Here is a 14,499-nt window from a genome sequence, read left to right as displayed (position 1 = left end):
ACGGCTTGATCAAGTTTTTGCGGTAGAAATAGCGAGTTCTTAAGAGTAGTAAAAGGGTAATAAGCATGTTCGATTGGTTTCACTGGTTAAACCTGGCAGGCGTTGCCGTGTGTGCAATTTCAGGCACCCTTATGGCTTATCAAAAACGCATGGATGGATTTGGTGTAGTCGTGCTTGCCAGCGCTACAGCCATTGGCGGGGGTACTTTGCGAGATGTGATGTTAGATGTACCCGTTTTTTGGATTGCCGATACCGATTACTTGTACACTACATTAATTGCTGCCTTTATACCCATTGTTTGGCTGCGAATCAGCCCACGCTTCCCTTTTCACTACCTGTTAATCGCCGATGCCTTTGGGCTAGCGCTTTTTAATGTAGTAGGCATAGAAAAAGCTTTAGCCAACGATACCGGTATGGCAGTGGCGGTTGCAATGGGCACCATTACTGGCGTATTTGGGGGGTTGTTACGAGACGTTATCTGTCGCGAAGTACCGCTGGTACTAAACGGCGAACTTTATGCGATGACCTGTATCGCTGGCGGTGTGGTATATGGCATTGCACTAGAATTTGACCTTGCTACCCAGTGGTGTGGTATTGCAGCCCTTGCGACCACCGTTTTATTCAGGCTAGGCGCCATGCGCTGGCATTGGCAGCTACCTGTATTTTACAGCGATCATCATTAGCATCTAATCTTCCTTGCCGAGCAAGGTAACCAATGGTCAAACCCGGTGAGTATTCGCGATAAATCTCGTCGTTAGTACAGTTACATTTTCATTCCACTCTCTCTAGAGTTTATGCCTAGTGCGCTGACTATTTGGCCGCACTTGAGTTTTTAAATTTCAGTAAGGCGAATAATGAGCGCGTAAGAGGAGAGGGTGTTCACAATATGGGAATGGCTGTTGTTAAAACCTTTGCGGGGCAGGGGGTGTCTGCACCAGAGGTAAGTGTGGAAATTCACTTGGCTAATGGCCTACCTGCCTTTCAACTGGTAGGTATGGCGGAAACCAGTGTGAAAGAAGCCCGTGAGCGGGTGCGCAGCGCGCTAATTAACAGTGGTTTCGAATTTCCTGCCAAGCGTATAACGGTAAATTTAGCGCCGGCTGATATTCCGAAGTTTGGAGGGCGGTTCGACCTTCCTATTGCCGTTGGCATTTTAGCAGCATCGGGCTACATTTCAGATATAAGCTTGCTTAATATTGCCTTTGTGGGCGAATTAGCGCTAAACGGTGAGATTAAACCGGTTAACGGGCTTATTCCTGTAGTGATGACCGCAGCAAACGAAGATATAGCCCTTGTGTACCCGGGAGATAACGATGTGGAAGCTGCCTTGGTTTCCCACGCCACACGGTTTCCAGCCTTCGATCTTCTATCCGTTTATGAACACCTTACCGGTAACAAAAAGCTCGCCAAAGGGCAGCCTTTCACTTCTCACTCATCACGCAACTCTCCAACTGGTTGGGATGATATTATCGGTCAAGAGCAAGCTAAACGGGCCCTAATTATTGCAGCTAGCGGGGCTCACAACCTACTGATGGTAGGCCCGCCAGGCACAGGTAAAAGCTTGCTTGCCAGTCGAATGTTGTCGCTATTACCGGATATGAGTGAAGAAGAAGCCTTGGAAGTCGCTGCCATTCACTCAGTAAAAGGCGAAAAGCTACATGCTGAACGCTTTCTCACACGCCACTTACGCTCGCCACACCATACCAGCTCTGCTGTAGCGCTTACTGGCGGTGGCTCTAACCCTGTGCCAGGTGAAATATCACTGGCCCACAATGGTATTTTGTTTTTAGACGAACTGCCTGAGTTTGGGCGAAAAGCACTGGATGTATTGCGCGAACCACTTGAAACCCGCGACGTGCATTTGTCTCGCGCTTCAGGAAGTGCAACATACCCTGCTAACTTTCAGTTAGTCGCTGCGATGAACCCAAGCCCGACAGGAGATATTGACGATAACCGGTTAACGCCACAGCAGCAGCTCAACTACTTAAACCGCTTGTCTGGCCCGCTCCTTGATAGAATAGATATACAAGTAGAGGTACCTCGACTGCCAGACTACGATCTGCCAGAACCGGCCAATAAACCTGACGACTCGTTACATGCCACGCGAGCGAGAGTTATTGCCGCACGTCGCAAACAAGGGCTACGGCAAGGCAAGCCAAATGGTGCGCTGCACGCGGGTGAGCTTGCCGATATATGCTTACTTGATGACGCTGATTTGCAGTTTCTACAAACGGCTGCTAAACAGCTTAATCTGTCTATGCGGGTGTTTCATCGCACGTTAAAAGTGGCAAGAACCATTGCTGACCTTGAAGATGAGAACGCCGTATCGCGGGTGCACATTGCAGAAGCATTGGGCTATCGCGCCCTCGATAATCTCATTAAACAGCTAAGCGCCAGCTAACGCAGTTAAAACTCGAACTTAAACACGCGCTTGTATGTTGAGCTGCATAAAAGCGTTAACAAGCGGTTCGTTCTGCTTATCTTGCAGGCAGCATAAACCAAGTGCGTAAGGCTCGATATCTTCAACCTGAATTTGGGTCACCGCATTAGCCATGCTGGAGTGATCAAGCACTACCTTGGGCACAAAACCTACACCGCACTCTAGCGCTACCATACTTACAATGGCTTCATTTCCCCCAACATAGGCATATACGTTAGGGCGAATACCGTGTTCGGCAAACCAGTGATAGGCGGTACGACGGGTTGGGCCGGTTTCAGGCATGATCACTTGGTGTTTGGTCCAGTCTAACTGACTCAGTTGAGTGAGCCGCCATTCCTTTGGTGCAATAAGCACTAAGGGGACGTTATCAAGAGCCGTGAAATGTAAGTCGGTTGGCAGGTCAGGTGTATAGATAGCAATAGATAAATCACACTGCTTGCTCTTAACTTTTTCTATAGCAAGGGCAGGGTCACCGGTTATAAGTCGTATATCAACGCCGGGGTGCTGTTGTCTAAATTGTCTTAACATTGCAGGCAAATGACTTTGACTGGCAGTAACCGAGCAAAATACGCTGAGCTCCCCCTGAAGTGCATCGCTATCTTCTTTTAAATCAATTTTTAATTGCTGCCAATCAGCTAACGCTTGCTTTGAGAAGGACAGCAACTTGTGCCCACTGTGGGTAAGCGCCACTTTGCGGTTGTCACGTTTGAATAGCGTACAGCCTAACTCGTCTTCAAGACGTTGAATTACGCGGCTTAACGTAGACGGCGATACATACATGGCCTCAGCGGTAACGCCGAAGTGTAGGCTGGTAGCCAGATGATTAAAGAGCTGTAGACTGCGAAAATCCATAAACGTTTCACTTTATGCAATATTGTCTTGCAAATATATCATTTTCCAAAACAAAAGAAATCTTTTAGTCTCATTACCAAGTCGTCATAGACGAGGTCTGTCAACGCCAAGGTCGGTGTTTGATATTGACAAAAATGAATGTTGTTCGGAAATTTTTATGGCTAATTATTTCAACACCCTGTCACTTCGCCAGCAGTTAGACCAGCTTGGCCGCTGCCGTTTTATGGCACGCGATGAATTCGCTGACGGTTGTCAGTTCTTAAAAGGCAAGAAAATTGTCATTGTAGGCTGCGGCGCGCAGGGCCTTAACCAAGGCCTGAATATGCGTGACTCAGGGTTAGATGTCTCCTATGCGCTGCGTCAGGCAGCCATTGATGAGCAACGCGACTCTTACAAACGCGCTTCAAGCAATGGTTTTACTGTTGGTACATATCAGCAGCTTATTCCAGAAGCGGATGTAGTGTACAACCTAACACCTGATAAGCAGCACGCAAGTGTAGTTGAGGCAGTAATGCCGCTTATGAAAAAAGGTGCAACCCTAGGTTACTCACACGGCTTCAACATTGTTGAAGAAGGCCAGCAAATTCGTAGCGATATCACAGTAATTATGTGTGCACCGAAAAGCCCAGGCTCAGAAGTACGTGAAGAATATAAGCGTGGCTTTGGTGTACCAACACTAATAGCTGTGCACCCAGAAAATGACCCTGAAGGTAAAGGTTGGGATCAAGCCAAAGCACTGGCAAGTGCAACTGGCGGTGACCGCGCAGGTGTACTTGAGTCTTCATTTGTGGCTGAAGTTAAATCTGACCTTATGGGTGAGCAAACCATTTTATGTGGTATGCAACAAGTTGCAGCAGTGCTTGCGTTCGAGAAAATGGTTGATGATGGTATTGACCCAGGTTATGCAGGTGCGCTTATTCAGTACGGTCTAGAAGCCATTACTGAAGCACTTAAGATTGGCGGTGTAACTAACATGATGGACCGTCTATCAAACCCTGCAAAAGTGAAAGCGTTTGAGCTTTCTGAGCAGTTAACTGATTTACTTCGTCCGCTATTTGAAAAACACCAAGACGACATCATCAGCGGTGAATTCTCTCGCACCATGATGGAAGATTGGGCAAATGGCGATGCGAACCTGCTTAAGTGGCGTGAAGAAACCGGTGATACTTCGTTTGAAAACGCACCAGCTTACGAGGGTGAAATCAGTGAACAAGAATTCTTTGACCACGGCATCTTACTGGTTGCCATGATCAAGTGTGGTGTTGAGGTTGCGTTTGACGTAATGGTTGAAGCTGGAATTCTGCCGGAGTCTGCGTACTACGAATCACTACATGAAACACCGCTAATTTCTAACACAATCGCACGTAAGCGTTTGTATGAAATGAACGTGGTTATTTCAGACACAGCAGAATACGGAAACTATTTGTTTGCCAACGCAGCAATTCCGATTTTGCGTGAGAAATTTATGCCTACCATTGATACCAGCGTTATCGGTAAGGGTTTGACTGCTGCTTCTAATCAAGTAGAGAACAAACGCCTTGTTGAAATTAACGAAGCCATCCGCTCACACGGTGTGGAATCAGTAGGTAAAACCTTGCGTGGCTACATGACTGATATGAAAGCTATAGTTGTGTAAGAACAGAGGTTAGGACAGTTTCTGTCGTTAGGTGCTTAACTAAGCCCTCTTGCCCGACCATTTTGGTCGGGCTTTTTTATGTCTGTAATTCAGTAATTCACATCTCTTTTTACAGCGAACTACTTCTCACTCAAAGCGGTTACTGACAAATGCTTATCTCGTTAAGAAACAACCACTTCCCGAACCCGTTCAGCGAAGCGAACTGATGCGTAAGCCAGTGCAAAAAAGATAAGAAAACCCCAACCTATTGGCATCAAGTTCCCATTTAAAAAACTATCAACTATAAGGGCAACGGGCACCGAGAATAAGCTTGAAAAGCAACCAATAATGGCTGCACCTAAGCCAGCCATATCGCCAAGAGGCTGCATTGCCATAGCGTTTAAGTTACCAAACAGAATGCCTACGAAGAAAAAGCCGACAAACATGACGGCCACGGTTGGAATTAACGGCGGCAGACCATCGAAGGCAAACAGCAGCGCTAGATACACCACCGCAAACCCATTTACGCCTTTTAGAGCAAAACGACACAGCTTGCGCATGCCAAAACGCATCACCATTTTACCGTTAAAGTAAGAAGCAAGCCCGATAGAGAAGGCAAGGGTAGCGAAGATATACGGGAACCATTCACCAACATTGTAAAACACGGTAAATATGGTTTGTGACGCGCTTAAATACGCCAAAAACGCCCCAAAAATACAGCCCATCGCAAAGGTGTAACCCATTACTTCTGGGTTGGTTAGAATGAACTTTGAGGATTTAAAAAAATGTGCCCGCGAGAATTTTCTGCGTTTTGCACGAGGCAAGGTTTCGCCTTGACGAGAAAAGAACCAAACCCCCGCCATAGTAGCAACCAGCAGAAACAGCGTAAATATATGGAACCAAGATGTCAGCTCCATCACGGTTTGCCCAATAATTGGGGCCAACATGGGCACTAAGATAAACACCATCATGATAAACGACATAACTTTTGCCATGGCATCACCTACGTAAAGGTCACGTATAATTGCCATAGAGGCTATGCGAGGCCCAGACACCCCAAACGCTTGAATAACCCGCCCAACCAGCATGGTCTCTAAGTTAGTGGCCAGCATGCATACAAAGGTACCAAGAGCAAAAATACAAAGTCCCACAAGAATAGTTAAACGACGACCACGGCTGTCTGAAAACGGGCCAAAAAACATTTGTCCAAATGCCATGCCTAAAAAGAACACGGTTACAATCAAATGGGTTTGATGAGCCTCCTCTACATTTAGAGCTTCACCAATTTGAATAAGTGCGGGCAACATAGCGTCTATACTAAGTGCCACCAGCGATGTCATGGTCGCCATCAAAGCAACAAATTCAACAAGGCCAAGGGCGGGCTTTTGCACAACTGCAGTGTCATTAGATACGCCATTAGATGTCTGGGGCATAAAGTCTCGAATATGAAATAAAGTGAGGGAAATAAAAAGGCGCGAAACCGTCGCGCCATTATTAGTATACCTTAAACCTGGTCAAAAAGCCGTCAAATTAGGCTATCTTATCGTAAATACTACCACCTTTAACGAGTGTCACTCCTCTGACAGACTAGCTGTTACCGCCTCGTCGTTTTTAGTCGGTTTCAGATATTGGTTTAAAAACGCATCCATTTCCTTAAAAAATAGATGCCGATTACGCTGTATCGATAGATGGTGATCACCACTTTCCAACTCAACATACTTAAAGACTTTATCAAGGTCATCTAATTCATCGGCCATGTAACGACTGTGAAGAGGTGGAACAATACGGTCTTCTTCGCCATGTACAAGTAAAATAGGTGTCTTGATACTTTCCGCATTGTAATAAGGTGAACGCGCTTCTAGATCATCGTAGTCGTCCCCAATCTGATTTTTAACGAATTCATTGTTCAGGAAACGGCGAGAGTGAATGACGACGTGTTTAAGTGAACTTACGCCGGCAAAACTCACCGCGCATTTAAATAAATCAGGGGTTTTAACCGTTGCCATTAAAGCTGCATATCCACCGTAGCTTGCGCCAACAATGCACATATTATCCTGTTCAGCATAACCTTGTTTAACCATCCAGCCTGCCGCGTCAGTGATGTCGTCTTGCATAGCTAATCCCCAGCCTTTCATTTGGCTTTGCGCAAAACTATAACCATAGCCTCTTGAGCCTCTAAAGTTTGGCCTCAACACAGCGTAGCCTTTCGAGGTGAAGTATGCTGTCCAGTAGTCGAAACCGCTGAAATCGCGAGCACCCGGGCCGCCGTGAGGGTGAATAATAGTTGGGAAAGGCCCGTCCCCTTTAGGAAGGGTTAAATATGCTTCAATCTTGATACCATCTCTGGCTCCATACTCAATAAGTTTATGTTCGGATAATTGCGTAGAATCTATTTGGCTGTATTGCTGAAATAATACATCGAGTGTGCCTTCCTTACGGTTACCTAGTAAGTAAACACCGGGCAAAACGTCCGATTCAGAATAAACAATGTAGGTTTGCTCATCATCACTGAAACTGACTAGCGTGTTATCGTAATCGGGGAGCCCAATATCAATACCGTTTTGAAGTGCAACATAGCGCTCATCCCAATAAAAACGACCATCATGACGCACTCCAATAGCATCTCGGGTAACTGGTGAATAGATCAGGCTGCCATCTACGTCGTACCCATCATCGGCATACACTTCAGTTCGCTCATTGGTTTTAAGGTTTAGGGTATAAAGTGCGCGGTAGTCGCCTTTGTAGCCCTTGAAGTATAAGATATTAGGGTCTTTTGCAAAGCCTACAGGGTATTCACCCTTCTCAGTCATAGCGTTATAGGCAAACAAAGTTCGCCATTCATCTTCCTCTTTTAGGAAAACTTCACGCTCACCGCTGTCATAATTGAGTGAAATGCCAATACGAACGTTGCTCTGTTGATCGGTAAGCCAATCTCTGATGCGCTTTTTACCGCGCATAATGCGGCTTACGCCTCCTGTGTTAACATTGACTTTATACACTGAAGGTAAACCTAGCACCTCTGCATCTATTGCTATAAGTACATGATCTGGGTCATCAGGTAGCCAATCGATAACCTCATCTTGAAACTGGGGAATGTGGTTAGGGTTACCGGCCCGGCGCTTAATGCGTTCCCATTCAACCATATTAAACGCACCGCCCTCGCCATCAAACTTAATGCTAAGTAACCGCGTGTCGTGCACTTTGGTTGTGCCTCGCCGAGTCTCATAACGAGCACTGACCACGATACGTTCGTTGTTTACCCAGTGGTACCAGTTAATCTTTACGCGCTCATTGTCAGATCGCAGAAGGTAGTGCTTTTCCCCCTTTTTTAAGTCGTAAGTGGCGAGCATAGCAAACGCTTCTTCTTGCTCAACGTTTTGAACAAACGCGATTTTCGTTCCATCGGGTGACAAAGATGGAGTCCAATATGTTGGCAGCGAGCTAAAAGCATCATAGGCATTTTTCTGCGCCCCCGGTTCAGCACTCAACGCAGTAGAAATAACTAGCAATAGCAGGGCAAAAAGCGTAGCCGGTAAGAAAGTCTTCTTATAAGACATAACATTCCCTTGTGATTTTTTATTGTGGGTGGAACTTAGCTAATAAGTAATCCTCAAAATATATTAGTTCGAGTATACAAAGGCGTGTCTGAATGTACAAAAATAAACCTAGCGGGTTTGATATAGACAATATTGGCGCGATAATTTGATCTCTCGTCGCACTTTACGGATACAAAATGCAAATGTGGTACTATTAACCGCAGATATAACATGGATTTTACCCTATAACGGTAAGCTTCAAAGCATAGCGTCACCTTAAGGATTTAGCCTTTTCATGCCTTCAACTTGGAGCGGACTTGCCACTTTGCAAGGCCTATTTTTCCGACAACTAGTGCGCAGAACATCCAAAGCCTATTGTTTATTAGCTAGGGGGTTATTGTGCGTGCAGCTGTGCTTGCTGTCCACGGTATCTTTGGCTCAAGAGTCAATTACCTATGATGTTCAAGGTGTAGAAGACGCGAAGCTACGTAATAATATTCGTCTGCATTTAGGCGGGCTTGATGTCGAAAAAGCATTACTAACTGACCCTTATTGGCAAGATGAAGTGGCAGAAACGGTGGCGACGGCAGTACAACCCTATGGCTTTTACAACAGTGAAACCAAGGTACGCATACAAGAAGGGAACAGGGTCACAGTAACGGTTGCGTTGAATACTCCTCTTACCATCAACAAAGTTACCCGAGAAATCATTGGTGCAGGTCGTGAAGATAAGGCATTTAGAGAACGCTTCAACTCACTTAAGCTCAAAGAAGGCGACGTGTTAAATCAGACTGTCTATGAGTCTTTTAAATCCTCCATGTTTAACTACGCTCTTTCCAATGGCTATTTTGATTATTTCTGGCAGGCAACACGCCTAGATTTAGTACGTGGCGAAAAACAAGCAAACGTGCTGCTTATCGCACAAAGCGGCCCTCAATATAAGTTTGGTGAACTCAAATTTGTCGGTGAAGATAAAGCTAAAGCGATTATAAAGCGCCTAAAGCCTTTTAAAACTGGTGATGCCTATTCATCATCAGTATTAGGCGATTTTAACAGACGATTAAATCAGTCAGGATACTTTAACCGGGTTATTGCAAGGCCGGTAGTAAGCGACGCAGAAGGGTTACTGGTTCCTATTGAAGTCTCGCTTCAGCACAGGCCTACCGATGCATTTGATGTCTCTGTCGGCGCGGCTACCGATACCGGGCCTAGAGTGCGCCTGGGTTGGGAACGTCCTTGGGTAAATGATAAAGGCCATTCAGTTTCATCAGATATTTTCATTTCAGAGCCTGAGCAATCGGTTACCGCCGATTATCGCATTCCAATGAAAAATATCACACGTGACTACGCCAGTATCGAAGCGGGCTATCAGTTTATTGAGTACGCCAATACGTCTTTTGAGAGTGAAACCCTTTCTTTGTCAGCACATAGATACACGCAACAAGATGACTCGCCCTGGCAGCATGATTATTCGGTAACCTTCCTTAGAGAGACATACGATCAGGGGGATCTTGATACCAACACCACATCGCTAGTTTTACCAGGCTATTCCATAACCTACCGTGATAAAGACGACGAACTAAACATTCGCAACGGCACCTATTTTCAAGCGCTGGTTCAATACGGTAAAGAAGGCTTTGGCTCAGACATTGATTATGCTAAAACTGCCGTTGAAGCTATGTTAATTCGTACATACGCAAATAAGCATAGAATTACTTTGCGCGGGGAAATTGGTGCAATTAAAACTAACTCTTTCGATGATGTGCCTGCTTCACTTCGCTTTTACGCTGGAGGCGACCAAAGCGTTAGAGGATTTAAATTTCGTGATTTGTCGCCTAAAGCAGATGTTATTAACCCAGAGACTGGCAAGCTCGACGTTGAGTCTATTGGAGGAAAGTACTTAGTTACATCAAGCATAGAATACGCATACTCAATTGCAGACAACTGGCGAATAGCCGCTTTCGTAGACGCAGGTAAAGCTGCAAACGATACAAGCGACTCTCTCGCTTATGGTATCGGCCCCGGGGTTCACTGGCTGTCACCTATTGGCGCTGTAAGAGTATATTTAGCCAGAGGCTTATCAAAACAAGAAAATGACTGGCGTGTTCACTTCATCTTGGGCCCTGAGCTATGAGAAAACGCACTGTTTCGGCCATCTTGCTCTCACCTGTACTGCTATTGGTAGCCGTTTACGCGCTACTTATAAGCCCATTGGGCGGCCCAACGGTAAAGCTTATCGCAAACAGCTTCGTTTCAAACCTCTCCATTGAAGATATCGAGGGAAGTTTTGCCGATACTCTTGAAATACGCGATTTGCGCTGGGAAAACGCGCAGTGGCGAGTGTCATCGCAGTACGCCTATATTGATATAACGTGGCGTTGTCTTTTTGAACCAAGAGTCTGCGTAAATGAAATCACGCTTGAAAATGCCACCTTAACGCAACTCGCTGCCTCGCCAGAAAACGTTGAAGAAACAGAGTCGAGTGGTGAGTTTAGCTTACCTATCCCCATTGAAGTAGGGTATCTGGTATTTACGGATATTAACGTTGTGCTTCCTACCACAACCATTGAAGTAGATGAGCTAGAGCTTACGGATTTTAGCGGCAACCAGATGCTGACTCTTGACAGTTTAGCCACAAAAGGGGTTCGTATTGCTTTAATTGAGGCGGATGAAAATGCAAATTTACCAGCCGCGAATACAGCTTCTCAAATTCAATCTTCCCAGGCTCAACAACCGCCAGAACAAGACGCAGATAAAACAACACAGCAAGCGACTTCAAGTTCAGAAAGCGCCTTGCCTAAGTCCTACTCGCTTAGCTACGACGTGCCTGAACTACCGACCATTACCGCTCCTATTCCCATATCGCTTGGTACCTTATTGGTTGAAGACTTACACATTACCCAAGACGGTAGCACGCAGCAAATAGCATTAATCTCGCTGCTTGATGCACAGTTCAACGACAGTGATATTGCCATTGAAGATATGGTCGTCGTGCATGAGCAAGGGGAAGTAAATGCAAAAGCGAGCGCCACCCTTAGTGGAAAGTTTCCACTAAGCCTTGCAGCTAGAATAAAAACAGTACTTGATGATGCTCCGCTTACCGTAAACTTAAACGCATCAGGAGCACTCGATGACTTGGCCCTTTCCGTCAATACAAAGGGTGCTGTAAACGCTGACGCCAGTTTGGCAGCAAACGTCTTAAATACCGAACTTCCCATTGAATTCACTGCAAAGTGGCAAGAACAACCGATTCCAACAGTGGAAAACGCCACGTTAAAAGCAGGTACGCTATCACTTGAAGGCACTATGGGTGATTACCAATTAAAAGGCGACGGTGCAGTAACCTTGCCAGACATAGGCAATGTGCCTGTATCACTGGATGTTGTGCTTAAAAAGAGCAATATCTATGTCAATCAGGCCAATGTTAAGGCGCTAGAAGGTAGCTTAGTTAATACAGGTACCCTTTACCTAAACGAGAGTATTGCATGGGAGGGTAAAACCACGCTTTCAAACGTGTCGGCGCAGCGATTCAGCACTTACGCACCTGAGAACTTAAACGGCGAGATAGAAAGCATTTTACAGTACTCTGAGCGTGGTGGGCTGCATATGAGCCTAAAAGATATGCAGATATCTGGCGTGCTACAAGGTGAGCCACTAGAGATAAAAGGCAACGCCGTATATGCCGGCCCCAGCGACTTATTCGTTACTAACGTGAATATTGCGCAAGAAGGGGAAAATGAAAAAAACGTTATCCGAGCTATTGCGCAGGTCTTAAACAAGCGTCATTTAAACGCTGATATTAATATTAGTGTAAACACCATAAATAGCCTTTATCCAGAAATATCAGGTGCGATAAATGGAAAAATATCTGCCTCTGGTCCATGGCAAAATCCACGTGCTAACGGCACATTAGATTTATCAAACATCACGATATCGCCAAATTTAAATGCCTCGGCCGCACAGCAAGGGCCACTAAGCGGTAAAATAACGCTAGATGGCACTTATAAAGATCACCAAGCTCAGCTAAACCTTTCTTTACCCGATAACCAAATTGCGTTCAGCCTTAAAGGCGCATGGGCAAACAATCATTGGGTAGGCGAGATTAGCGATACCCAGTTAGAGCTTGCTAATATGCAATGGGCGCTATCGAGCCCGTTCACACTTGATATAGGCACCGCGCCTGTGACAGCTAAAATAGGCCAGCACTGCTGGACATCTCGTCGCGAGGGGGAGCTGTGTATCTCGAACGTGAATTATCAAGACAGCAAAGCGAGTTGGGATATTAAGGCAACGTCACTACCTGTAGGGCTGTGGGCGAATGAACTAGTGCCGACCATGGTTTCAGCGCCTTCTGAAGCTACGTTGAGTATTCAAACTAAAGGCAGTTATTCACAACAAGATCCTATGGACGCAACATTTACTGCGTCAATGAGTGCAGCCCAGTGGCAATTAGGTGAAACCAGACCATTAACACTTACCATCAACTCTTTTGAAACTAGCGGTAAAATAAAACAAGGACAGCTGGAGTCAACTTCACTGATCTCCAGTCAAGATATCGGTGATGCTACGCTTACGTTAAATACCCGACCGTTTGAAGAAAAAATTCCTTTGGACGGTAAATTAGTCATGGAAGGGCTTAATGTAGCGCCATTGAAACCTCTTTCACCCGCTATTCGCACCTTAACTGGCGTGCTCAACGGTAATATTATTCTTAGCGGTTATGTCGATGACCCCTCCCTAAATGGCGAGCTTACTGTTTCTAACGGCGCAATAGATATTCAAGATACGCCTGTCACATTAGCCGACTGGAATCAAAAAGTAGTGCTTAGCGACCAAACTGCAGCGCTTGATGGCAGTTTTATACTCGGTGGAGGTAAAGGTACGCTAAAAGGTGAACTCAACTGGTCATCAGAGCCCAGCGCTAACTTTAAATTAAAAGGTAACAGTTTTGAAATAAGGCAGCCAAATATTCGCCTTAAAGTATCGCCTAACATTGATGTTGCTGCGACCAAAGAAAAAGTAGATGTAACCGGCGAGGTCAATATCCCTTGGGCCCGTATTGAGATTGAGTCCTTGCCTGAAAATGCAGTGTCGCCATCAAAGGACGTGCATTTGCGGGGAGAACCAGACAAAGAAGAGCCACTCGATATCGTTCATGCTTCTGTACTGGTTAACATTGATAAAAACAAGACAGAAGAAGTAAAGCTTGAGGCCTTTGGCCTGACGGCCAGCTTATTCGGCGGTATACGCGTAAACACTCAACCCGCGTTAGTTGGCTATGGAGACCTGCAAATAATAAACGGTCGCTACAGCGCCTATGGTCAGCAATTGATTATTCAAACCGGCGAAGTGCAGTTCAACGGCCCTATCGACCAACCGCTGTTGCTGGTAGAAGCGATACGAGACCCTGCCAAAACCGATGATGATGTTATAGCGGGTATTCGCATAGACGGCGCCGCTGACGCACCGAGCATCAACCTTTTCTCTGAACCCTCTATGGACCAACAGGGTGTATTATCGTATCTATTATCGGGGTCTGGGCCAGATGCTGGAGGCTCAGCAGATCCTAACTATGCAGCTCTGCTATTAGGTTTTGGGCTGTCGAACACGGAAACCCTTACCGGGCAGTTAGGCAGCGCCTTAGGCATTGACGACTTTAGCTTAAGTACCAATGAAAACTTGCTTTCTGTTACCGGCCAAATCAACGACAGGCTTTCGGTGGAATACAATGTGGACGTGGGCTTAAAAGATAACGATGCCAATAGCACGCTGAGACGTCGACAGCTCCCCCCGATTTAGCACTTAAATACCAGCTGCCTTCCTAGCCTGTATTTAGAGGCAATCCAAACCACACTGGAAAACCAGTCAGAGTTTGCGTTAGACCTTTATTATGAGTTCTTTTTAGGTGATAACAGAACCCGTAAAGGTGATGACGAGCGCAAAGATGAAGATAGCGATAAAGCTGATGAGGTCGATGATAGTTCAGAATCATCACAGAGAAGCAACGGTGATACCTCAAGTTCCAGCAAGGACAGCTAAACGCTCTGTGTTGATGC

7 protein-coding genes and 1 pseudogene are annotated in these 14,499 nt (G+C 45.8%); 5 read left to right on the top strand and 3 right to left on the bottom strand.

Annotation, left to right across the window (positions count from 1 at the left end):
• Positions 1–65: 65 nt before the first annotated feature.
• Together ACYX4M_RS07420 and ACYX4M_RS07415 are read left to right on the top strand one after the other, a co-directional pair.
• Entirely contained in the window at positions 66–683 is a 618-nt protein-coding gene (locus ACYX4M_RS07420; RefSeq protein WP_334059774.1) for a trimeric intracellular cation channel family protein, read from the top strand.
• A gap of 203 nt (positions 684–886) precedes the next feature.
• Complete coding sequence (locus ACYX4M_RS07415; RefSeq protein WP_476082493.1) at positions 887–2,401, top strand: YifB family Mg chelatase-like AAA ATPase; 1,515 nt, start codon at positions 887–889, stop codon at positions 2,399–2,401.
• An 18-nt stretch (positions 2,402–2,419) separates the two neighbouring features.
• Here ACYX4M_RS07415 and ilvY read toward each other — a convergent pair whose 3' ends face one another.
• The gene (gene ilvY / locus ACYX4M_RS07410) at positions 2,420–3,292 is read right to left on the bottom strand and encodes an HTH-type transcriptional activator IlvY (protein ID WP_476082492.1); all 873 of its coding nucleotides are present in this window, start codon (positions 3,290–3,292) and stop codon (positions 2,420–2,422) included.
• Between the two features lie 157 nt (positions 3,293–3,449).
• Between ilvY and ilvC the strand changes: the two genes are divergently transcribed.
• Positions 3,450–4,928, top strand: coding sequence for a ketol-acid reductoisomerase (gene ilvC / locus ACYX4M_RS07405; protein WP_474872063.1), 1,479 nt, complete (start codon positions 3,450–3,452; stop codon positions 4,926–4,928).
• A gap of 161 nt (positions 4,929–5,089) precedes the next feature.
• On the opposite strand, the gene ACYX4M_RS07400 is transcribed toward ilvC, so the two are convergent.
• Together ACYX4M_RS07400 and ACYX4M_RS07395 are read right to left on the bottom strand one after the other, a co-directional pair.
• A complete protein-coding gene (locus ACYX4M_RS07400) occupies positions 5,090–6,340 on the bottom strand; it encodes a multidrug effflux MFS transporter (RefSeq protein ID WP_476082491.1) in 1,251 nt (416 codons plus the stop codon).
• Positions 6,341–6,478: 138 nt separating this feature from the next.
• Positions 6,479–8,464 (bottom strand): alpha/beta hydrolase family protein, encoded by a 1,986-nt coding sequence (locus ACYX4M_RS07395; RefSeq protein ID WP_476082490.1) that lies wholly within the window; start codon positions 8,462–8,464, stop codon positions 6,479–6,481.
• Positions 8,465–8,738: 274 nt separating this feature from the next.
• Here ACYX4M_RS07395 and ACYX4M_RS07390 point away from each other — a divergent pair, with 274 nt between their 5' ends.
• Positions 8,739–10,577 (top strand): autotransporter assembly complex protein TamA, encoded by a 1,839-nt coding sequence (locus tag ACYX4M_RS07390; RefSeq protein ID WP_476082489.1) that lies wholly within the window; start codon positions 8,739–8,741, stop codon positions 10,575–10,577.
• Positions 10,574–14,482, top strand: a pseudogene (locus ACYX4M_RS07385) (translocation/assembly module TamB domain-containing protein). The gene ACYX4M_RS07390 and the pseudogene ACYX4M_RS07385 overlap by 4 nt, the downstream one beginning before the upstream one ends.
• Positions 14,483–14,499 lie beyond the last annotated feature (17 nt).

Source organism: Alteromonas sp. ABV4_150 (assembly GCF_056311745.1).
The sequence above is the reverse complement of the archived record's forward strand: the minus strand, read 5'-3'. Positions and strand labels throughout refer to the sequence as shown.

What these genes read in the sequence shown, in the direction of transcription:
- ilvC (WP_474872063.1), top strand. Translation starts at nt 3,450, where the DNA reads ATGGCTAATTATTTCAACACCCTGTCACTTCGCCAGCAGTTAGACCAG.
- ACYX4M_RS07420 (WP_334059774.1), top strand. Translation starts at nt 66, where the DNA reads ATGTTCGATTGGTTTCACTGGTTAAACCTGGCAGGCGTTGCCGTGTGT.
- ACYX4M_RS07390 (WP_476082489.1), top strand. Translation starts at nt 8,739, where the DNA reads ATGCCTTCAACTTGGAGCGGACTTGCCACTTTGCAAGGCCTATTTTTC.
- ACYX4M_RS07400 (WP_476082491.1), bottom strand. Translation starts at nt 6,340, where the DNA reads ATGCCCCAGACATCTAATGGCGTATCTAATGACACTGCAGTTGTGCAA.
- ACYX4M_RS07395 (WP_476082490.1), bottom strand. Translation starts at nt 8,464, where the DNA reads ATGTCTTATAAGAAGACTTTCTTACCGGCTACGCTTTTTGCCCTGCTA.
- ilvY (WP_476082492.1), bottom strand. Translation starts at nt 3,292, where the DNA reads ATGGATTTTCGCAGTCTACAGCTCTTTAATCATCTGGCTACCAGCCTA.
- ACYX4M_RS07415 (WP_476082493.1), top strand. Translation starts at nt 887, where the DNA reads ATGGGAATGGCTGTTGTTAAAACCTTTGCGGGGCAGGGGGTGTCTGCA.